This is a genomic window from Sorangium aterium, assembly GCF_028368935.1.
Classification (GTDB): domain Bacteria; phylum Myxococcota_A; class Polyangia; order Polyangiales; family Polyangiaceae; genus Sorangium; species Sorangium atrum.
The window spans coordinates 1,043,822-1,064,833 of record NZ_JAQNDK010000004.1 but is presented as its reverse complement, the minus strand read 5'-3'; the positions used below and the strand labels follow the sequence as shown (position 1 = coordinate 1,064,833).

The following is a 21,012-nucleotide window of genomic DNA, read 5'->3' as shown; positions in this document are numbered from 1 at the left end:
AGGGCGTGCTGCGCGGGGGGGCGGCGGGGCAGGCCCCCACAAACCCCGAGCGCCGGCCCGCAGCGCAGCCGGTCGCCCCCCGATCTCGCCTCCCGCGTACAAGGCAATAGCCCCCCAAAAGGCGCGAGTTTGTGGGACAGCCCCGCCGCCCCCCCGCGCAGCACGCCCTCCACCGCTGGCTCCGCTGCAGCCCGCTGAGCTCACTCCCCGAGCAACGCGCGCGCGAGCGCGAGCGTCCGGGCATTCGCGGACACGTTCTCGAGAAAGCTCCTCCGGAACGCAGGATCCTCGATCCTGGCCGCCCGGGCGAGCAGCGCCGCGCGCTCCTCGCGGACGACCGCGCGCGCGCCCTCCGCGTCGCCCTTCGCGTGCAGCGCCTCGGCGTACAGCGCAGGGATCACCTCCTGCCGCAGCAGGAAGACCGTGCCGGCCTGCCGCTGGAGCGCGAGCGCCTCGCCGGCCATCGCGCAGGCCTCCTCCGTCCGCCCTTGCCGCAGCCGGATCTCGGCGAACAACGAGAGATGCACGGCCCCGGAGAAGGGCGCCATCGCCGCCGGATCCCCCGCCGCGCAGAGCTCCTCCTCCGCCAGGGCCAGCTCGCCGAGGAGCATCCGCCCCTCGGCGAGGAGCTGCCGCGGGATCACGCTCCGGCTGCGATCACCGCGCGCGAGCATGTGCTGGAGCAGGCTGCCGGCCATCTCCAGCGCCTCGGTGATCCTGCGCCGCTCGAGGAGCGACACGATCCGGCACGTCACGGAGGTCGTGAACACGTAGTCGAGCAGGCCCTCGGTCGCGAGCACGCGATCGAGGCACTCGTCCGCGGCGGCCATGTCGCCGAGCCTCGTGTAATCGATCGCCACCAGCATCCACGCCCAGGGGACGAACAGCCCGCTGCCGAGGGACTCGGCGCGCCGCGCCGCGGCGAGGTTCGCCTGGAGCGCTCCCCACAGGTCCCGCGCCGCATGGCAGCGCCAGAAGCCGCGGGTGAACTCGATCCAGAGGGCCGCATGGAGATCGCCCTCGACGACCGGCGCGATGACGAGCTCGAGCCGGCGCACGATCCGCTCCGCCAGCGCCGTCCTCCCGTCCCAGAGCAGGCTGAAGACGATCCGGGTCGCGAGCTCCGGGCTCAGGACGTCGACGGGGAGCTCCTCGGCCAGGAGGCGCGGGACCAGCACCTCCACGGCCCGCCGGTCGTCGCAGAGCGCGACGCAGTACATCGCGCCGCTCAGGGCACGCCAGGAAAGGAGGCTCCCGGGCGCGGCGAGCTCGAGCGCCTGGAGCGCGCTCGCGTGGGCGTGCGCGGCGTCGTCGGTCCAGATGAAGGCGTTCATCCGGAGCAGGTGGAGCTCGGCCAGCGGCTCGCCCTCGGCCCCGCAGGCGATCCCCTTCTCCACCGCCGCGAGCGCCGCCTGCACGTCCGCCCCGTGGAGCGCCAGGGTGGCGGCGCGCAGGTAGAACCCCCCCGCGCGCGGCCCATCCCCGCCCCGCGCGAAGTGCTCGGCCAGCACCATCGGGTCCTGCTCGCCGGCCGAGAGCAGCCACTCCCCGGCGAGCCTGTGCCCGACCGCCCGGTCTCGCTCGGTGAGCATCGCGTAAGCCCCCTCCCGCAGGAGCGCGTGACGGAACGCGATCTCCTCCTGTCCCGCGAGGCGCGAGCTCGGGCGGCGCTCGAGGATCTCGCGATCGAAGAGCTCCGCCAAGGCGTCCGCGTCGCTCGCCCCCGACGCCAGGGTGCGCGCGCCGACGAGCGCGCTCACGCCGCCGATCCACGAGACGTCCCCGAAGACGCTCGCCGCCCGGAGCAGCCGCCGCACCTCGGGTTCGAGCGCCGCGAGGCGCGCCTCGACCATGCCCAGCACCGTCTCCGGCAACGCACCGCCGCGCCCCTCCGCCACGGCCCGGACGAGCTCCTCCAGATAGAAGGCGTTGCCCGCGGCCCGCTCCACGATCGCCGCCACCGTCCCCGGCTCGACCGACGCGCCCAGGGCGCCGCGCACGAGCTGCTCGGCGGCCCGCGCGGACAGCTCGCGCAGCCGCATCGCCGTGAGCCCTCGCTCGATCCAGAGCCGGGGGAAGAGCTCGTGGACCTCGGGCCTGGCGAACGCGAGCACCGCATAGGGGCGCTCGCAGAGCGCCCGCAGCGTGTGATCGAAAATTTTCACCGAAGGCGCATCTCCCCAGTGCAGATCTTCGAGGACGACGAGCATGGGCCGCGCGCTCGTCACGGCGCGCGCGTAGTCCAGGTAGGCTTCCTGGATCCGGTCGGCCATGTGCGCCGGGTCCTGCCGCGCGGCCCGCAGCATCGGCCCGTCGTCGGCGAGAGGAACGCCGAGCAGCTCGCCGAGGAAGCAGGCCACGCGCCGCTGCTGCTCCCCTGCGAACAGCTGCCCCACGGCCCGCGCGAGCTTCTCCCGCTGCGCCTCGGGGGCCTCGCCGGCCGCGATCCCGAGCGCGCCCCGGAGCGACCCGGCGAGCATCGCGAACGCGGAGCCCGCGCCGATGGAGTCCCCGCTGCCGACGCCCAGCACGAGCTCGGGGTGGCGCGGCCGCAGCGCCTGGACGAGCTCGTGACGCAGGCGCGATTTGCCCACCCCCGCGGCCGCGGTCACGAGCGCCACGGCGGCGCGCCGCTCGGTGAAGCTCTCCTCGACGAGATCGAGCAGGCTGCGCAGCTCCCGAGCGCGCCCTACATAGGGGCTCGGCTTGCCCAGCAGCCTGCGCGCGCCGTCGGCGACCTCGCGCTCCGCCTCCACCCAGGAGAGGCCGTCCTGCTCCGCGACCTCGAAGCGCGCGTCGAGCAGCGCCCGCGTCACGGCGTCGACCGCGACGCGGAGATGGCCGGGGCGGCCCCGGGCGGCCGCGTCGTCGAGCAGCGCGGCCGCCCTGTCCAGGACCTCGCCGAGCAGCGATCGTCCCGTCGCCTCGCCGCGCCCCGTCACCAGCACGACGTTGGCTCCGGGGACCGACGCGCGGATCCGCAGCGCACAGCGGGCCGCGATCGCCGCCTGGTCGGTCGCGCTGCCCGCGCCCGCCCCGGCCGCCAGGATCGCCACCACCGCCCCGCTGGCCAGCTCCTGTACGGCCGCGCCCAGGGGCGAGGTCTCGTGCCGGACGGCGGCGACCGCGCTCCGCTGCGATCGATCGGCAGGCACGATCGCCGTCGACGCCGGCGCGCTGACGTCCGTCGGCCCGACGGCCACGATCGAGCAGAGCCACACCTCCGCGGCGGTCACGAGCTCGACGGCGGCCAGGCTGGAGCGAGCGCCGCCCGCCGTCGAGGCGCCGAGCGCGTCGAGGCAGCGCACCACCGCCGCGCCGTCGGCCGGGCGCTCCGCCGGGCGCTTGGCCAGCATCTGCGCCACGAGCTCGTCGAGCGCCTGCGGCACCTCGGGCCGCAGCGCGCTCGCCCGCGGCGGCTCCTCCTGGAGGAGCTTGGTCAGGATCGTCATGAGGTGCCGCCCTTGAAACGCCGGACGACCCGTCAGGCACTCGAAGAGCACGCACCCGAGCGAGAAGACGTCCGCGCGCGCGTCGAGCTGCGCGCGCTCCCCGCTGGCCTGCTCCGGGGCCATGTAGCCGATGGTGCCCACGAGGGCCCCCGTCCGCGTCAGCCGCGCCGAGGCGCCCGAGAGCCGGGCGATGCCGAAGTCGAGCACCTTCACCCGGTCGGCGGCCCCGCCCGGAAGGAACAGGTTGCTCGGCTTGATGTCGCGGTGGACGATCCCGCGCGCGTGCGCCGCGCCGAGCGCGTCCGCCACCGCGCGCACGAGCGCGACGCTCTCCTCCACGTCCAGCGGTCCCCGCGACAGCCGGGCCGAGAGGCTCTCACCGGAGAGCCACTCCATCGCCAGGTAAGGCTCCCCGGTGGGCGCCACCCCGTGCGTCACGTAACGCACGACGTGCGGGTGATCGAGCGTGGCGAGCGCCCGCGCCTCGTGACCGAAGCGCGCCGCTGCCTGGGCGTCGACATCGCCCAGCAGCTTCACGGCGACGACATCGCCGCTCGCGCGATCCACGGTCCGGTAGACGGTGCCCATTCCTCCCGTTCCCGCGAGGTCGACCACCTCGAACCGGTCGGCGAGCAGTCTGCCGTGGAGCATGCGCGCCAAGGATGTCCCCGCGCTCACTCACGCGCCAAGCGGAACGAGCGGCGAGCTACGGCGCGATGTCGTCGAAGCGCTCCGCGACGGCGTGGCGGCTCTCCGCGTCCCGCGCCGTCCCCGGCCGGAGCAGCTGCGCCGTGCGCATCCCCGCCGCCGCCGCCGCGTCGAGCTCAGCCACGATGTCGGACAGGAACAGCACCTCTCCCGGCTGCAGCCCGAGCGCCTCCGCGATCCGCTGGTAAGCGCCCGCCTCTCGCTTCGGCCCGGTCGTCGTATCGAAGAACGCCGTGAACAGGCCGGTGAGATCGCCGGCCGTCGTGTGCCGGAAGAGGAGCTCCTGCGCCTCGACGGACCCGGAGCTGAACACGGCGAGCGTCACCCCGAGGTCTCGCCATCTCCGCAGCGCCGGCGCCACGTCTGCGTAGACGTGGCTCCGGAGCCCCCCCGACTCGTAGGCGCTGCGCCAGATCTTGCCCTGGAGCGCCTTCAGCGTCGTCTCCTTGCGATCCTGGTCGATCCACGCGAGCAGCGCCGCAGCGAGCTCGCCGTCGCTCACCGCCTGCTCGCTCTCGCCCCGCTCGCGCGCGACCGCGCGCCGGGCTGCCTCGACCTCCGGGCTCCCGGCGTGCGCCGAGACGTACGCGGCCATGTCCCGGCGCGCCACGGAGAACAGCGTGTCGTGCACGAAGCGCACGTCCGTCGTCGTCCCCTCGATGTCGACGAGCACCGCGCGCGCAGGGAGCGCCGCCACGCTCACGCCTCGAGCCGCGGGAAGCGCGACGCGATGTCCGACCCGGTGTGCTCGGCGACCCACCCCCTCGGGTCGGAGAACCACCGGATGCAGGTGAACGAGGGCTCCGGCCCCATGTCGAACCAGTGCCGCGTCCCGGCCGGTACGCTGATGAGATCGCCCTTCTCGACGAGGAACGCGAGCACGCGCTCGCCGTGATGGATGCAGAACAGCCCTCGTCCCTCGACGAAGAAGCGCGCCTCGTCCTCGGTGTGGATGTGCTCGTCCAGGAACTTGCGCCTGAGGTCGGCGTGGTTGGGGGTGCTCGGCGACACCGACACGACATCCGCCGTCACGAACCCGCACGCCTCGGAGAGCCGCTTCACCGGCCCCGCGTACGCCTCGAGCACCTGCTCCTGCGCCGTCCCCGGCGGCAGCGGGCGCTCGGCGGACCAGCGCTCGAAGCGGATCTGCGCCCCGGCGGCGACGCGGGCGATGTCCTCGAGCGTCGTGTATTCGTCGGCCCTCGTCGGGTCGCTCTCCCGGTAAACCCGCAATCGGCTCATGATAACCCTCCTTCCAGCAGCGCACAGTCCAGCATGAACTCGATCGCCTCGATGTGGCGGATGGTGCTGGCGATGTCCGATCCCCACGTGTACAGCCCGTGACCTGCGATGAGGTAGCCGTACACGGGCGGATGCGCCGACATGAACGCATCGACGTCCTCGGCCAGCTTCCGGATGTCCTGCGTGTTGACGAACACGGGGAGGAGCACCGTGGCGGTGTGCGTCGTCATCCCGGAGAGCGCCTTCGCCACCTCGTAGCCCGAGAGGGTCACGTACCCCTCTTGCGCGCACCGCCGCGACAGCACCGTCGCCGCCCGCGAATGGGTGTGCGCGACGGCGCCGATCTCGCTGTCGTGCCGGTAAAGCTGGCAGTGCAGCGCCGTCTCGGCCGACGGGCGGGCCGCCGAGGGCCCGGTCAGGCGGCCGTCCGCATTGACGACCACGATGTCCGACACGCCGAGCGTGCCCTTGGGCCGCCCGGACGCCGTGATCGCGAGGGTGCCGTCGCCGAGCCGCGCGGAGAAATTGCCACTCGTGGCCGGCGTCCAGCCGCGCTCATGGCAAAAGCGGGACAGCTCGATGAGCTCGGCCGCGACCGAGGAGAACGATGCAAACGACGTCCCGCGTACGCTCACGGCGCAAACATACCAAAGCGAACGCGGGTGATCAACGCGCCGCGCCGCCGTTCGAGCCGCTGAACCCGGGACGCTGCGCGGCTCGCGCTCACGGCGCCGGAAGGCGCTCGGCCTCGCGCCGGCCGGCGCCGCCCCTCGCGCCGCGGAGCAGGCCGGCCCAGAAGCCGAGCCCGTGCGCGGCGTGCACAGCGGGGAAGATGGCGCAGAGCAGGGGGAAATCGCGCGGCGAGGCGCGCCGCGCGAGCCGGAGCGACTCCGCGATCACGAGCGCGGCATAGGCGAGCGAGGCGAGCGCCAGCGCCGGGCGGACCGCCGGCAGGAGCGCTGACGCGACCGCGAGCAGCGCGAAGGCCGTCACCATGCAGAACGGCAGCGCCGGCCGGAGCGACAGGAACCTGCGGCGGCACAGCAGCGTGCGCGCGCGCCCCTTGCCATACGCGAAATACTGCCGGGCGAGCGCGGCGAACGACGACCGCGGGTAGTAATAGGCGACGATCTCCCGGGACAGATAGACCGCGCCGCCGGCCTCGATGATGCGCTGGTTCAGCTCGGCGTCCTCGTTGGTGACGGCGGCCGGGTCGTAGAGGCCGGCGATCTCGAACGCCTCGCGCCGGAAAGCCCCGTTGAACACGGACTCGACGAACCCCTCGCGCGACGGGTCCCGGTACGCCGAGCCGCCCACGCCGAGAGGGCTCGAGAGCGCGACGCAGAGCGCTCGCTGAAAGCCGTTCCGGTGGCGCGGCCGCGCCGCGCCGCCCGCGTTGAGGGCGCCGGTCCTCCGGAGCGCCGCGACCGACGCAGCCACGTAGTCGCCCGCGTAGTCGGCGTGGGCGTCCATCCGGACGATCACCTCACCTCGCGCCCGGCGAATGCCGATGTTCATCGCCGCGGCCTGGATCCGGTCGGGGTTGTGGAGGAGCGTCACCCGTGGATCTTTGGCCGCGACGCGGCCGGCGAGCTCCCGTGTCCTGTCGGTCGAGCCGCCGTCGACCACGAAGATCTCGAGGAGCTCTGGAGGATAACGCTGCTGGAGGGCGCAGCGGAGGACGTCCTCGATGTAGCGCTCCTCGTTGTAACAGGGAATGACGATGCTGCACCGCGGCCGCTCGGCGAGCGGGCGCAGAGAGAGACGCCCGCCTCGAGGCGCGCTCGCTGTTCGATCCATGGACTCCCCCGGTCTCTCGCGGGTCGAGTCGACCCGACGCAGGACTGCGACAGCAGCAGATACAATCGCGGGGCCAGGCGACCTCGCGGGGTCGCCCGGAGCGAACTGCACTGCGCGACGCGGCCTGGACCCGGCCGGGGCAGGCCGCTGGGCTCGGGCTGCACACCGGCGGGCTCATGCGAGGGGCGCGCGACGCGAACGCGAACGCCAACGCGAACAGACGAGCTCGGCCTCGTGCTGGCAGGGCAGCGGCCGAACGGCGCGTCCGCCGGGGCGCGAGGGCCAACGAGCCAGGAATCGGGGAGCGCACGGCCCGCGCGGAGCTCATGCTCCGCAGCACGGCCACGCCCCGATGCGGTGGGCTTCCCACGGTTCCGCGTGGTCCGTGACAGAGCTTCTCGAGGAGGCGTGCAGATGGACTTCGATCTCGTCATCTCGCGGGGAACGATCCTCGATGGCAGCGGCCAGCCTCGCTACATGGCGGACCTGGGGATCCAGAAGGGCAGGGTCGCCGCGATCGCCGGGCCAGGCGCGCTCGCGGGAGGGCGGACGCTCGACGCGAGCGGGCTCGCCGTCGCGCCCGGCTTCATCGACGTTCACTCGCACATCGACTGGCTCCTCGCGCTGCCCGACCACGAGGACGTCCTCGCGCCGATGGTCGCCCAGGGCATCACGACCGTGGTGGCCGGCAATTGCGGTCATTCCCCTGCCCCGGTCACCGAGGCGTCGATTCCGCTGGTGGAGCACTCCGCGGAGATCCTGAAGGACGGCGCGCTCGCCTACCGGTGGCGCTCGATGGGCGAGCTGCTGACCGCCCTCGAGGCCGGCGGGCTGCTCGTCAATGCGGCGCTCCTCGTCGGCCACGGCACGCTCCGCCAGGCGGTCATGGGCAACAGCGCCGCTCCCCCGAGCTCGGAGCAGATGGACGCGCTCTGCGCGCTCGCGCGCGCGTCGATCCGCGAGGGCGCGTTCGGGCTCTCGGCCGGGCTGGCCTACACGCCCGGGGTCTTCGCGCGAAGGCACGAGCTCCTGACGCTGCTCCGGACGGTGGCCGACGAAGGGGGCGTGTTCACGGTCCACGGCCGGGCCTACACGTGGATATCGCCGTTCTACAGGCCGCTTCTCCTCGGCCCGCCGCACAACCTCCGCTCGGTCCGCGAGCTGCTCGGCCTGGCCGAGGAGAGCGGCGCGAAGATCCAGCTCTCGCACCAGATCTTCATCGGCCGGCGGACGTGGCCCACGGTGCCGTGGGTGCTCCGGGCGATCGAGCGGGCCGTGGACAGAGGGGTCGACGCCGCCTTCGACGCGTTCCCCTACACGGTCGGCAACACCACGGTGAACGCCCTCTTCCCCGCCTGGGTGCTCGACGACTTCCGCGCCCGCATCGACGACCCCGCCATCCTCCGCCGGCTCCGGCGGGAGTTCGCGATGTTCCGGCGGCTCCTCGGGCTCTCCTATGCCGACATCCGGCTGCTCTGGGGCGGAGCGCCGGAGCTCGCGGAGCTCGAGGGGCTCGATTTCGAGGCGATCGCGGGGCGCCTCGGCGCGAGCGAGTTCGACGCCTATGTGCACGTCGCCCGCGTGAGCGACGGCAGGGCGCGCGTCCTCCTGAACACGTACTCGGGGGTCGATGCGCACGACGAGCCGCTCCGGGCCGTGCTCTCGCACCCGCTCTGCGCGTTCGAGACCGACGCGATCCTCACCCGGCGCGGCCGGCACAACCCGGCGTCGTTCGGCACGTTTCCCCGGGTGTTAGGTCACTACAGCCGCGACCTCGGCCTGTTCCGGCTCGAGGAGGCCGTGCGCCGGATGACGTCGCTGCCCGCCGAGCGGATCGGCCTCCGCGACGTGGGGCGCATCTTGCCCGGGCACTGGGCGGATCTCGTCGTGTTCGATCCGGCCACGGTGGCGGACAACACGACGCCGCGGCGGGCCGACGCGCCGCCGTCGGGGATCCGCGCCGTCCTGATCACCGGCGAGGTGGTGGCGCAGGACGGCGCGCTGACCAGCAAGACCCGGCAGGGGCGCCTCCTGCGCAGGTAGGCGGGGCGGCCATGCCTTTCGCTGACCGTGATCTGCCGGGAGGCGTCCGCCCCGCCGCCGCCTGGAAAGCGGGCGGACAGCCCCGTCGTCAAAGACACGTCGCCGAGTCGTCGTTGTCCATCACGAACGCTTCTGGAACGCCGGTCCGCACACGGAGTTCCTCCGCCTCACAGGTGGGGAGCTTCGGGTTCGTCGTGATCTCGAGACCGTAGTGGATCCGCTCGAGCGAAGAAAGTCCATCGATGCTGGTGAGCTCCGGGTTGTTCGAGATCATGAGATTTTGATCGATCGCCCGGAGCGCAGAAAGTCCATCGATGGACGTGAGCACGGCGTTGCTCCCGATGGTGAGATCTTGGTGGATCGTCTCGAGCGCCGAGAGCCCCTCGAAGCTCTCGAGCTTCGCGTTGCCGAAGACGAGCAGGTTGGCGAGCTGATTCACGCCTTCGAGGCCCTGCAAGTTCCTGAGAGCCGGGTTGGACTTGAGCGTTACGGCGCCCGTGCCGGTCAGGTTGCGCAGCCCGGCGAGGCTCGCCAGGACGGGGTTGTTCTCGATCTGGATTCCAGAGCGCGCCGCCGTCAGGCTCTCGAGCCCGCCCAGGTCGGCGAGGCGGAGGTTCGAGCTGATGTTCAATGGGCCATCCACGGTCTTCAGGCCTTGAAGCCCCGTCATGCTCGCGAGCGTATCGTTGTTCTGGATCGTCAAGGCCGCCGCGATGGACTCGAGCCGCTCGAGCCCCTCGAGCGTGGGGAGGTTACGCGTGTACCGGATGGTGACCGTGCCCGTGACGTGCCGCAGGCAGCCAAGGCGGTGCAGCCGATTCACCCCTTCGCTGAGCACGAGGTCCCCGTGGATTTCCGAGATGAGCGGCAAGTCGTCGACATCGACCTGGTACTTCAAATCGAGCGAGCTCGAGCTCGGCCGCGCCGTGGCGCAGTCCAGCTCCGCGGGCGCCCCCGCGCTCCCGCCGGTTCCATCCGGAGCCCCGCCGCTCGTGCTGCCCGCATCCATGCCGCCCGCGTTCGTTCCCGCGCCGCCGTCGCTCGCCCCGGTCGACCCGAACAGGCCACCCGTGCCGGAGCCGTTGCCCGTGGTTCCGCCCGCGCCACGTCCTCCTGTCGCCTCGTTCCCGGCCCCCACGGAACCGTCGACCTCGGAGGAGGTTCCCCCTTCCCTGTCGTCCGCGACGCCAGGATCGTCAACAAGCACCCTCCCGCAAGCCAATGGGCCTCCTGCTGCGACGAGCCCTGCCGCCGTTATCGGCGCCCAATACCAAACCCGCCTGCTCCGCACCGGCATGACCGAACCTCCGCCATCCAGTATAGGCCCGGGCGATGCCCTGGGGTGAGGGCTGGCGAAGCCGCACGGCTCGAGTCCACATCGTCACGGGTGCCGATGTTGCACCACCATTGACGAATTATGCCACGAGCGCTTGAGCGACCTGCTCGCGTGGCTCCTCGATCAGGCTCCGGACCGTTGGACCAGCTGCGCGATGGCGCGCGCGCTTGCCTCGTTCGCGGGTGAGAACACGAACATCGAGAGGCCGTCGCTGCCCTCGACGTGGAACACCGACGACTCGAGCACGATCTCGCCGACATCGGGACGGACGAGCCGCTTCTGGAACCCGCCGTGCGACCGGATCTCACCTTCGTCCCACAGACGGCGAAAGTCGGGGCTCGTCGCCATCAATTCGTCGATCAGCGCCGTCGCCTCGTCAGATTGGCCGGCACGCGCGATGTCGACGCGAAACGACGCGAGACAGGTACGGCGAACGTCGTCGACGTCGTGCACCCTGTCTTCTGAACCCGGCTGGAAGACCCGGCGCAGCAAGTTGCGGTCGCGCTCCGGTACCGCCGCGTAATCGCCGATCACCGCGACCGCCGCGCGATTCCACGCGACGATCTGGAACGTCGGCGTCTTCACGAAGGCGGGGACGGAGATGTTGTCGAGCACGAGCTGGAGCGACGGCGTGACCGCCACGGGCGGCGCGGGCTTGCGCGGCGGCGGACGGTCGTGCGCGAGCAGGAACAGCATCTCGCGGTTCGTGTCGTCGAGCTCGAGGGCGCGGGCGAGGCGCTCGAGCACGTCGTCCGACGGCACGCCGCCGCGACCTTGTTCGAGCCACGTGTACCAGGTGACGCTCACGCCGGCTCGAGCGGCGACCTCCTCGCGGCGCAATCCGGGGGTGCGTCGGCGTGCGGTCGTTCCCGGATGGACGCGCTCGCGGCGGTCGCGCAGGAACGTCGGGAGGGTGGTAGTCGCCATACCAGTATAGGGACCCGTCTTTTCGGACGAGCAATCCGAGCGTACGGTCCTCACATGACCAAGTCAATGCGAGTGTTCGTCACCGGCGCGACCGGCTGGATCGGTACGGCGGTGCTGAAGGAGCTCCGTGGGGCCGGCCACAGCGTCCTCGGCATGGCGCACAGCGATGCGGGCGCCGACAAGTTGAAGGCGCAAGGCGTGGAGGTTGTTCGCGGCGACCTCAGGGACCCGAGAGGCCTCGTCGAGGGCGTCCGCGCGACCGATGCGACGATCCACCTGGCGTTCCACATGGACTTCTCGGACTTCCCGAGGATCAACCAGATCGATCGCGACGCGATCCGCGCGATGCTCGACGCGATGGCGGGCACGAACAAGGCGTTCGTCGGCACGAACGGCACGCTGGTGGTTTCGAAGCCCGGCAAGGTCGCGCTCGAGGCGGACGAGTCGCCGGCGAGCTCGCCGCTCTCGGTCCGGTTGCAGGCCGAACGTCTCGTGGTCGATGCTGCGAAGCGTGGAGTGCGCGGCAGTGTCATTCGGCTGGCTCCAACGGTGCACGGCGCCGGCGACAAGGGCTTCATCGCGATGCTGATCGACATCGCGCGCGAGAAGAAGGCCGCTGGTTACGTCGACGAGGGCAACCATCACTGGCCCGCGGTGCATCGCGACGACGCGGCGCGGCTGTACCGGCTTGCCGTCGAGAGCGCACCGCCGGGATCCGTGTTGCACGGCACCGCCGAGGAAGGCATCACGATGCGCGCGATCGCGGAGGCGATCAGCAAAGGCACCGGTGCGCCGACGAAGAGCGTGCCGGCCGCGGAGGCAGGCGCTCACTTCGGATGGATGTCGATGGTCGTCGGGCTCGATAACCGGACATCGAGCGAGGCGACCCGTGAGCTACTCGGCTGGAAGCCGGAGCAGCCGGGCCTGCTCGACGATATGCGCGCTCACTACTTCTGATCTGCCATGCAGCCGTCAACCGCTTGTTGGTGCCCGCTGGCGACGCGCCCCGCGCCGGGTCAAGATCGCCATCCTGAAGATGGCCTGCTCGTGGGCGCACCGGCGCCCCCTCCGCGTTCGTGTGCGCGAGCGGGAGGCGACGGTCGCGGTGAATGTCTCCTCCCGCTGCTGACCTGAGGTGCAGCCGACGATGACGGCCGCCGCGACTCGTGCGAGGGTCGTTTTGCGAAGATGAAGACCAGGACCCCCTCGTGGGACGACCTCCGCATCTTGCTCGCGGTCCACCGGGACAAGAGCTTCCTCGCCGCCGGCAAGGCGCTCGGCGTCGCGCCTTCGACCGTCGCCCGCCGCGTCGAGGCGCTCGAGCGCACGCTCGGACGCCCCGTCGTACATCGCGCCAACGACGGCACGCGGCTCGACGCTCACGCGCTCCGGCTGGTGGCGCTCGCCGAGGAGCTCGAGCTCGGGCTCGCGTCGCTCGTCCGCGACGGGGGCGACGCAGAGGTCTCGGGCACGGTGCGCGTGTCGCTGCCCGAAGGCTTCATCCGTCCCATCGTACCGGCGCTCGCGCGGCTGCGCGCCAAGCACGCCGCGCTGGCCGTCGAGCTCATCTCGGAGTCGCGCGTCGCCGATCTCGCGCGCGGAGAGGCCGACGTGGGCATCCGGATCGTCCGCTCCACGTCGCCGTCGATCGTCTCCAAGTTCCTCGGGCGAGCGAGCACCGGGCTGTTCGCATCGCGCGCCTACGTCGACCGGAGGCTCCCGGGCGCGAAGCTCCCGCGCGACCTGGCCGGGCTGCATGAATGGGTCGGCTTCGACGACTCGCTCGATCGCCTGCCCCATCAGGTGTGGCTCCGCGAGTACGGCGCGAGCCGCTTCGTGTTCCGCTCGAACTCCGCGATCGCCATCGAACGAGCGGTGCTGGAGGGGATGGGCATCGGCCTGCTGAGCGAGATGCAGGGCAGGACGTTCCCCGGCCTCGTGCAGCTCGATCTGGAGGCGTCGCCTCCGCACGTGGACGTCTTCCTCGCCTTTCATCGCGACGCAAGGAAAACGCCGCGAGTCCGGGTGGTGGTGAAGGAGATCGAAGCGGAGACGCGCCGGCAGCTCGGCTGAGCTGGACGCTACGGCCGGATGGCCAGGAGCGGGGCCGCGAGCTGGGGAGCGGCCGTGTTCATCATGTCGATGAGCATCCGGGGCTCCGCGGCCCCGAGCCTGCCGAGATCGCTCGACATCTTCGTGCGGCTCATCATCCAGAGCAGCGCCGTCACGACGACGCGGGGGAGCCTCGCCGACACGCCGATGGCCGTCGGGAGGATGGCGTTGCCGTGGGCGCGCACGATCTCGAATCCGGCCGCGAAGGCGCGCGCGTGGGTCGCGGCTTCCTCCCACGTCACGCCCGCGCCGCGGGCATGGACGATCACGCCGATAGACATCAGCGGCGCGACCATCGCCGCGTGGCTGCGAAGCCAGCTCTGCATGTCGCGCTCGACGACCGTGGGGACGCCGGCCGCGTTGAACAGCTGCGCCACGTCGGCGTCGTCGACCGTGGTGCCCGCCCGCACCTGCGGGTGAATCCGACCGTCGATGAGGAGCGTGAACACGCCGCCCGGGAACCCGAAGCGGAATCGCTCGGCCCCGACGGCGTCGCGCAGCGGCTCCAGCCGCTCGAAGGTGTTGAACATGAACATCACGCGCCGTGCCGCGCTCGCGCGCAGGGCCGGCAGCACGGCCGCGACCTGCGGTGAGAGCACCGTGACGAGCACGATGTCCCACGGCGTGGCGGCGTCGAGCGAGGAGGCGACCGTCACGCCTGCGCGTTCGCCGTCGCCTCGCACGATGGCCCGCTCCTCCTCGAGCCAGCGGAGGCGCGCGCCACGAGCCACGACCGTGACGTCGTGCCCAGCCCGCGACAGATGCCACGCAAACGTGCTCCCGATAGCACCAGGCCCCAGAATCGCGATCTTCATGGCAGAGAAGATACCCATGGGCGCTGACGTCAGGAACGCATACCCATGCCGATCGGATCTGCGAAATTGCAACATGACACTCGCGGCGCACGGCGCGGTGGCGCTCCGCCCGCGACCCGGCGGCGCGGCTCCGCCATGGGCAGCGGCGAGAGCCGTTCCTGGCCTCGAAGGTGCACCAGCCGGCGCCGCTGCGGCCCGGCGCGCCGCCCCCGGAAGCGGCGGCACCGGAGCCGCCAGCCCCGGCGCGCTCCAGCCGCCCTCCCGGGGCTCGTCGCCGACGCAGCGCCCGCGCCGACGAGACTGCACAAGTGCCAGAGGAGCAGAAGTCGATGCCTTGCTGCACACTCCTGCTGCAAGGAGTGGCCATCTCCGGTCTCGGAGCTCGGCGCGAAATGCATTAGGGTCGATCGGCAGGTCGAGGCGTGGAAGGGCGCCAGGCTCCGGCGCCGAGTGGGAGCAGCGCGATGAACGAGATCAATTTCTACAAGCTTCCGCGTGCCATTCAGGACGGCGTGATCGAGGCGTTCCGCGGGCGGTTCGCGCCGGCGCCGATCGTCAGCCGGTTCGGGACTCGGCACACCATCGTGGCTTGGCTCGCGGTCAGCGCGGCGGCGGGCCTCCTCCTGGCGGCGCTCTGTGCGGCCGGCTTCGGCGACGTCAACAGCGCTCTCGCGCTCCACCCGACGGCGGCGGCCGCCGCGTACGTGCTGCTCGCCGCGACCACCGTCATCGGCGTGCTCCGGGCGCTCGCCTACAACGCCGATCTCATCACGCTGCCGTTCACGCCCGGCCTGTTCGTCTTCCCCGCGAACCTGATCGACGCGCGCGACCACAGGCTCCGGGTCTTCTCGCTCGCGGAGCTCTCGCGCGTCTCGGCGACACCTCGCGGCGCCGTGGTCCTCACGTTCGGCGGCACGCAGCACGCCTTTCCCCTCGAGGACCCGTCGCGCTCGGGCGACGTGATCCGGGAGGTCGAAGCGGCGTGCAGCCGCATGAAAGCGAAGCCCGACCCCGCGGAGCTGCGCCGGCTCGATCCGTTCGAGCCGCCTGCCATCGAGAGCCCGTTCGCGTCGCCCATCCCGCTCTCGCGCGAGGTCCCGGGGTGGCACAGCTATGCATGGCTCCTCGCGGCCGCGGTCGGCGTGGCCCTCGGCCTGGGGCTCTTCGTCCTCCGCAACCGGATGAGCGACGCTCGGATGTACACCGCGGCGCGGGAGCGCGACGACGTGGCCGCGTACCAGAGCTACCTCACGCGCGGCCGCGGCCACGGGGACGCCGTCTCGCAGGTGCTGCTGCCGCGGGCCGAGCTGCGCCTCGCGGCGGCGAGAGGCTCGGTGGAGGCCATCGACGACTTCATCCGCGCGTACCCGACGACGGGCATCCAGGCCGAGGTCGCCGCGGCCCGCCGCGCCGCGCTCGCCGCGGAGCTCGAGCGGGCGCGGGAGGTGGGGACGCTCGCGGCGCTGCTGGCGTTCGCGGAGCGCTACCCGAAGCACGGCCTGGACAAGGCCTTCAATGACGCCAGGCACGCGCTCTATGTGCGCGCGCTCGATCGGTACAAGAGCGAGATGCCCGAAGGGAGCGAGCAGAACGCGGATTTCGCGCGGCGGCTCCTCGCCTACGCGGAGCGCGTGGGGCCCAGGAGCACGCCGCAGGGCCTCCGCGGCCCGGCCGTCCAGGTCCGCTTCCGGCGGCTTCCGTCGCAGGACCTGGAGCGCGCCGACGATATCGTCCGGAAGATCCCGATGTTCAGCGGCGGTGCGTCCCTGCCCTCGCGCTACGTGGATGCGACCCGCCTCGATCCCCAGGAGAAGCGGACCGCGACGGCCCTGGCGGAGGGGCTCGCGCGGGGGTTCCAGCCGGAGCTCGTCACCTTCGAGCCAGGCCCGCCCTTCGAGGGCTCCGCAGCAGAGGAGCAGCTCTCGGTGACCTCCCCCTCCCTCGTGGTGAGCTATCGCGTCGAGCCGTCCGGGATCGCCCATGCCAGCAAGAAGCCGCAGATCATCATCATGGGGCTCAAGTTCTTCTTCAAAGCGGAGTTCATCCTGCCCGGAGACGCGGAGCCGCTGCTCATGAGCCACAAGAGCGCGCGGCGGGTCCCGGCCGGGCTCATCCAGCAGCAGACCCCCTCCCCGCGCCCTGGGATCCTCGAAGCCATCGTCTACGAGGCCATGATGCGCGAAGCCTTCATCGACCTCGGAGAGCGCTACCTCTCCAAGTGGTTCCGGAAGCGCGACGAGCCCAAGTGAGGGCTGCCGCCCGAGCTGCTCGTCCCGGACCTGGCTTGAGAGCGAGGAGCGGCGGCGGGCGCGATCCTGTCGTCAAACAGCGAGGTGGTCTTCACGCTCGATCCGGGGGGCCGCTTCACGAGCTATCATGTCCCGGAGGAGCTCGCCGACGTGTATGCGCCGAGGATGTCCTCGGCGCGCTCGTGCGGACGCAGGCCCGTTGCGGGATCCTCGATCACGCGGGCGTCGAGGCGATCGACGCCGCCACCGCGGATCACCTCGCGAAGATCTCCCGCGCCGTGGCGCTGCTCGGCGCCGAGAGCCGGATATGCGGCATCCAGCCCGCGGTGGCCAGGGCCATGACGGCGGTGGACGCGGCGCCGGCTGACGCGAAGACCTACAGCACGATGCGGAGCGCGCTCATGTCGGTGATCCGCCCCTAGCGCTGAGCGCCGCCGCGTCAGGGGGCGATCTGCGACAGCGCCGCTCTCGGGCGTGCGGACCAACGAGCGAACGCCCCGGACAGCCGATGACCGGACGAGGCCGAGCGTCGAGCTCACGAACATCGCTTGGCTCGCCGGCGGGGCTGCCGGGGCTCCGGCGCCCGGGAGCAGGGCACCTTGCGGTGTCGCGCGATGTTCGATATCGTCGATCGTCGGCAGGAGGAGCGCCTCAACCACCAGCAAATATGGCTAACTACGTCTCTCCTCATCCCGGGCTCGAGGGCTCCGGGACCGCCTTCGCGTCGGTCGCCGCGGCTCTCGGGGCGCACGGAGACATCGGGAAGAAGGTGCTCTCGACGCTGGGCGTACCTGAGCTGGTCGCGGGCGAGTGGTACCCGCTCCAGATGCTCCTCGACCTGCTGAAGGGCGTGGCCCGGGCGAGCGGCGACCATACGCTGCTCGCCATCGGGAAGGCGCTCGTGGATCACGCCGTGTGGCCGGCCATGCCGCCGACCATGGTGGACGCCCTCCAGATGATCGACGTGGCATACCACATGAATCACAGGCTTGACGGAGAGGTGATGTTCGATCCGGCGACCGGCGTCATGCGGGAGGGGATCGGCCACTATCGCTGTCATCCGGAGAAGCACCAGATCATCATCGTCTGCGATACGCCTTATCCCTCGGAGCTCGATCGCGGGATCCTGCTCGGCACGGCGCGGCGAGCGGCGTCGCGCGGGGTCAGGCCGCGCGTCGACGTCGTGCTCGACGAGTCCCGCCCGTCGCGGAAGCGCGGCGCCGACTCCTGTACCTACCGCGTCACATGGTGAGCTCCCATGGGCACTCGCGACGCGATCCCGAAGCCCTCCTGGACGCCGGAGGAGTCAGGGAGTCGCAAAAGGCGACGAGCTAGAAAGACCTGGTCCGGCGGCTTCGGTCGACCGATCGACGGATAGTTGGGCCGCCATGGAAGACAGCGACATCATCAAGCTTGATAACCTGGACCGGGTGCGGAGCATCACGGCCGGCACCGCCCGGCGCGTCGTTGCAACAGCCGCCTTGTGCTGGCTTGCTGTCGCTGCTGTGGCAGCAGGGCTCACTTATGCCCTGTATGGACCCGAGCTCGTGGCCGTTACAACCATGTGCAGTGGCGTCTTCGTCGTCCTTGGCCTGTTCAACGTCGTTCATTGGGTGCGACACTACAAGGCCATCATGCGTCAGCTTGACGAGCTGGAGCATCGAATCAACCAAGGCGAGATCATCTACGGGTCGCAAGTGCGATTTCAGTCCTACCGCCAGTAGCGTACTGTTCATTCAAGCCGACGCCGCTTCGCGGCGCGCCTCGATCCAACGTCACATTGGACGGGTGCTGCGAGCATCGTGCAATACCCGCGGACGAAGACTTGCATCGTCACGCGGTCGAGGACATCGCCCAGGCCGACGCCCTCCTCTTTGGCCGGGTGACGTACGAAATGATGGAGGCAGCGTGGCGGTGGCCGCCGCCTCTCGCGCACCACGTCGCCGCCGTGCGGACACATGCTCAGCAGCAACCCCACGGTCGTGAGAGTCGCACCGCACATCCCACGTGCCTCACCTCACTCGTTATCTAGGGATTTTACTTCTTCAGCCAGGTCTGGGTCCTGCCGAGGAGGGAGATGCCCAAAAAGCCGCGCACCTTCAGCTTCTTCCCGCCCTCGATCGCCTCGAGCTTGCAGCTATAGGTCTCGCCGTTGTTCGGATCCAGGATCGTACCGTCATCGTACTCGTCGTCATCGCGGACCATGTTCCTGATGATGACGAGCCCCACGATGGGCTTGTTCTTGTCGGCTCCCTCACAGGCGGTGCAGATCTTCGGCTTCCCCTTCTCGTCGAGCGGCTGCTTCAGGCTCACGATCTTGCCGAATATCTTCCCGCCCTTCTCGTAGATCTCTACCACCGACTGCTCGACCCCCTGCTCATCGATCGTCCGCCACTGGCCGGTCACAGGGAGAGGATCCGCGAGCACGAGCGACGTGGTGAGGGAGCAACCCAAGGCGGCCCAAAGAGCCAGGAACCTCTTCATGTCGTCAGAACTCCTTTCATCGGTCTAGGAAGCCACGGCGTTCGGCCCTGGCGTGGTGCTTGATCCGCATGTCGGTGTGCGCCGCTGAGCGCAACATGCCTTGGAGGGGGACGGGGCACCGCGCCGTTTGTTCATCGGGCCAGGGAGAGCGGCGGCAGGAGGCAGGGCTCTGGTCAGAGGGGGAGCCGGACGGTGGACATGGCTCCTCTCGCAGCAGCCCTGCGGCGCGGTGGACGTCATTTTTCCCCCCGAGGGTACCGAGCGGGCTCGTGGAGCGCAACGGCGCCGTGCAGCGGCGCGCCGGGACGTTTGGTGGCCAGTCTTCGCGTCTTCGCGCGCGTGTGGCGCACTTCACGCCGGCCGCTCGCGGCCGAGGCAGGTCCGCCGGAGCCAGGATCCGTCCAGCGAGATGACGCCGCCCTCGAAGCGGATCGGGGCGGCGAGCAACGCGCGAAAGGCCTTGTATCCCGCCACCCCCGGGCGGAAGGCGTGAAGGAAGATGTGGTGAAGCCCGTCGGGGCCGATCGCCACGGACGGGTGCCCTGGCCCCCACCATTCCGCGCTGGAGCTCAGGAGGACCTCCGACGACTTGCGGTAGGGCCCCGTGGGCGCGTCCGCCACGGCCGCGCCGATGCCGTAGTGCGCGGTCGAGAAGTCGTTGCCGGCGTAGAGCAGGTGATAGCGCCCGCCCTCCTGGGTGATCCAGACGCCCTCGATGAGGTGCGCCTCCCAGGGCTGATCGTTCTCGAGGATGACGGCGGGCTCCCCTTCCAGCGAGCGGCCGTCCGCCGACAGGCGCTGGGCGTGGATGCGGGTCCTGAGCGCCCGCGCGATCGCGGCGATCTCCGCCGCTTCCGCGCCGCGCGCGCGCCCCCCGAGCTTCTCGAGCCGCCCCGCGAATCGCGTGAACTCCGCCGTCGCCGCCTCGATCAGGGGCTGCAAGACGAAGAACTGCTCCATGGGCTCGAGGGTCTCCGCCCACGGCCACAGCGTCAGCGCCAGGACCGCGGTGCGCTGGTCCTCCGGGGCGGCGAAGAGCTCGTTCACCCTGGCGGGCTCCCGGTGGAGCAAGGCGGCCAGCTTGCGCGGCCACACGCCGTTGTCGTCCTTCTTCCAGACCAGCCAGGGCGCGCCGCGGGCGTCCACGAGGATGTGGGCGTCGATCACGTCCCCGGTGACGATCGGCGCTTCATCCGCGTTGAACGGGCCATCCGGGCCCTCGGATCTGGCGAGGCCGATCGCGAGCGAGCGGTCCTGCATGCGGGCCGTGAAGCAGAGCCAGTACGCGTCCGCGACCCGGTGCATCTCCGGAGCCCAGAAGTCTGCCTGGTTGGGACCGGTCAGCGCCCAGGCGGGCGCGCGTCCCTCCGGGAAGACGAACCCGGTCAGCTGCCAGGTGACCAGATCGCGAGAGGCCAGGATGGGAAAGGCGTTCGGCGCGTCGTTCGAGGTCACAAGCAAGCGCCATTCGCCCTCGCCCACCCGCACCACGCAGGGGTCGCCATAGCCGTAGAGGATCTCCGGCGCGACCGGCTCGGTCAGCAGGGGGCGCAGCGTCGGCCCGCCGTTCCGCGGCGGCGGCGGGGTGCGGGCCAGCGGCATGCGGGCGCCGAAGTCCCGCGCCAGCGCCTCGAAGAGGTCGAGGTAGTCCGGCTGCTCCGCCCGGGCGAGCGCATAGCTCCGCGCGCCCCGCCCGGGCTCGATCACCCGGAAGCCGCGGGGCCCCCGGACCTCGACCGCGATCTCGAAGGCGAACGGCGCGCCGGGCGGCGTCCGCAGGCGCAACGGCGTGGCTTCGGCGTTCATGCGGCGGGCTCCTCCGTGACGTCGGCGATCGGGGCCAG

The 21,012-nt window shown here is 71.2% G+C and carries 17 protein-coding genes; 7 read left to right on the top strand and 10 right to left on the bottom strand.

Going from position 1 to position 21,012, the window contains the following annotated elements; genetic code table 11:
• Positions 1-200 precede the first annotated feature (200 nt).
• From POL72_RS35435 to POL72_RS35415, 5 genes are all read right to left on the bottom strand, one after another.
• Positions 201-4,103, bottom strand: coding sequence for a serine/threonine-protein kinase (locus tag POL72_RS35435; protein ID WP_272101226.1), 3,903 nt, complete (start codon positions 4,101-4,103; stop codon positions 201-203).
• Between the two features lie 55 nt (positions 4,104-4,158).
• Positions 4,159-4,857: an acireductone synthase gene (mtnC, locus tag POL72_RS35430; protein ID WP_272101225.1), complete on the bottom strand. Its 699-nt coding sequence runs from the start codon at positions 4,855-4,857 to the stop codon at positions 4,159-4,161.
• A 2-nt stretch (positions 4,858-4,859) separates the two neighbouring features.
• On the bottom strand, positions 4,860-5,402 hold the full coding sequence (locus POL72_RS35425) for a 1,2-dihydroxy-3-keto-5-methylthiopentene dioxygenase (RefSeq protein WP_272101224.1): 543 nt from the start codon (positions 5,400-5,402) through the stop codon (positions 4,860-4,862).
• Positions 5,399-6,037 (bottom strand): methylthioribulose 1-phosphate dehydratase, encoded by a 639-nt coding sequence (locus tag POL72_RS35420; RefSeq protein ID WP_272101223.1) that lies wholly within the window; start codon positions 6,035-6,037, stop codon positions 5,399-5,401. The genes POL72_RS35425 and POL72_RS35420 overlap by 4 nt, the downstream gene beginning before the upstream one ends.
• Positions 6,038-6,125: 88 nt before the next feature.
• Positions 6,126-7,202: a glycosyltransferase family 2 protein gene (locus POL72_RS35415; RefSeq protein WP_272101222.1), complete on the bottom strand. Its 1,077-nt coding sequence runs from the start codon at positions 7,200-7,202 to the stop codon at positions 6,126-6,128.
• 414 nt (positions 7,203-7,616) lie between these two features.
• Between POL72_RS35415 and POL72_RS35410 the strand changes: the two genes are divergently transcribed.
• On the top strand, positions 7,617-9,245 hold the full coding sequence (locus tag POL72_RS35410) for an N-acyl-D-amino-acid deacylase family protein (protein ID WP_272101221.1): 1,629 nt from the start codon (positions 7,617-7,619) through the stop codon (positions 9,243-9,245).
• Between the two features lie 88 nt (positions 9,246-9,333).
• On the opposite strand, the gene POL72_RS35405 is transcribed toward POL72_RS35410, so the two are convergent.
• Both POL72_RS35405 and POL72_RS35400 read right to left on the bottom strand, forming a co-directional pair.
• On the bottom strand, positions 9,334-10,452 hold the full coding sequence (locus POL72_RS35405) for a receptor L domain-containing protein (RefSeq protein ID WP_272101220.1): 1,119 nt from the start codon (positions 10,450-10,452) through the stop codon (positions 9,334-9,336).
• A gap of 252 nt (positions 10,453-10,704) precedes the next feature.
• Positions 10,705-11,508, bottom strand: a complete 804-nt coding sequence (locus tag POL72_RS35400) for a helix-turn-helix transcriptional regulator (protein WP_272101219.1) — start codon at positions 11,506-11,508, stop codon at positions 10,705-10,707.
• Here POL72_RS35400 and POL72_RS35395 point away from each other — a divergent pair.
• A complete protein-coding gene (locus POL72_RS35395) occupies positions 11,455-12,465 on the top strand; it encodes an SDR family oxidoreductase (RefSeq protein ID WP_272101218.1) in 1,011 nt (336 codons plus the stop codon). The two genes, POL72_RS35400 and POL72_RS35395, sit on opposite strands and share 54 nt — an antisense overlap.
• Positions 12,466-12,696: 231 nt before the next feature.
• Positions 12,697-13,581 (top strand): LysR family transcriptional regulator, encoded by an 885-nt coding sequence (locus tag POL72_RS35390; protein ID WP_272101217.1) that lies wholly within the window; start codon positions 12,697-12,699, stop codon positions 13,579-13,581.
• 8 nt (positions 13,582-13,589) lie between these two features.
• Here POL72_RS35390 and POL72_RS35385 read toward each other — a convergent pair whose 3' ends face one another.
• Positions 13,590-14,435, bottom strand: coding sequence for a ketopantoate reductase family protein (locus tag POL72_RS35385; protein WP_272101216.1), 846 nt, complete (start codon positions 14,433-14,435; stop codon positions 13,590-13,592).
• Positions 14,436-14,899: 464 nt separating this feature from the next.
• On the opposite strand from POL72_RS35385, the gene POL72_RS35380 reads away from it, so the two are divergent.
• The 4 genes from POL72_RS35380 (at position 14,900) to POL72_RS35365 (ending at position 18,408) form a co-directional block, all read left to right on the top strand.
• A complete protein-coding gene (locus POL72_RS35380; protein WP_272101215.1) occupies positions 14,900-16,684 on the top strand; it encodes a hypothetical protein in 1,785 nt (594 codons plus the stop codon).
• A complete protein-coding gene (locus tag POL72_RS51960; protein WP_373372278.1) occupies positions 16,654-17,106 on the top strand; it encodes an STAS domain-containing protein in 453 nt (150 codons plus the stop codon). Before POL72_RS35380 ends, POL72_RS51960 begins: the two co-directional genes overlap by 31 nt.
• A 245-nt stretch (positions 17,107-17,351) precedes the next feature.
• Positions 17,352-17,936: a hypothetical protein gene (locus tag POL72_RS35370; protein WP_272101213.1), complete on the top strand. Its 585-nt coding sequence runs from the start codon at positions 17,352-17,354 to the stop codon at positions 17,934-17,936.
• A 136-nt stretch (positions 17,937-18,072) separates the two neighbouring features.
• Positions 18,073-18,408: a hypothetical protein gene (locus POL72_RS35365; RefSeq protein ID WP_272101212.1), complete on the top strand. Its 336-nt coding sequence runs from the start codon at positions 18,073-18,075 to the stop codon at positions 18,406-18,408.
• 313 nt (positions 18,409-18,721) lie between these two features.
• On the opposite strand, the gene POL72_RS35360 is transcribed toward POL72_RS35365, so the two are convergent.
• On the bottom strand, positions 18,722-19,168 hold the full coding sequence (locus tag POL72_RS35360) for a DUF2147 domain-containing protein (protein ID WP_272101211.1): 447 nt from the start codon (positions 19,166-19,168) through the stop codon (positions 18,722-18,724).
• Positions 19,169-19,519: 351 nt separating this feature from the next.
• A complete protein-coding gene (locus POL72_RS35355; RefSeq protein ID WP_272101210.1) occupies positions 19,520-20,974 on the bottom strand; it encodes a family 43 glycosylhydrolase in 1,455 nt (484 codons plus the stop codon).
• Positions 20,975-21,012 lie beyond the last annotated feature (38 nt).